Raw genomic sequence first — 252 nt, forward strand, 5'->3', positions numbered from 1 at the left:
TGAAAACGCATCGATAAATCAATGGCTTTGATATGCTTCGTCAATGCACCCATTGAGATAAAATCCACCCCTGTTTCTGCCACTTGGCGTAGGTGGGTAAGGCTGATATCACCTGAAGCTTCAAGCTGGCAAGGCTTGCCAAGACTAGCAACCAGTTCGACCGCTTTTTGGGTATCTTCAATGGTAAAATTATCGAGCATGACGACATCAGCATTGGCAGCGATGGCTTGATGCAACTCATCAAAATTTTCT

Annotated in this window: 1 protein-coding gene; it reads right to left on the reverse strand. The window is 44.8% G+C overall.

Annotated features, from left to right (window positions below; genetic code table 11):
* Positions 1-252 (reverse strand): nicotinate-nucleotide diphosphorylase (locus tag RYX56_RS24010; protein ID WP_369293570.1); only part of this gene is annotated, 252 nt, incomplete at both ends.

Origin of the sequence: Alkalihalophilus lindianensis (assembly GCF_032843265.1) — a bacterium.
GTDB lineage: Bacteria > Bacillota > Bacilli > Bacillales > Bacillaceae_D > Alkalihalophilus > Alkalihalophilus lindianensis.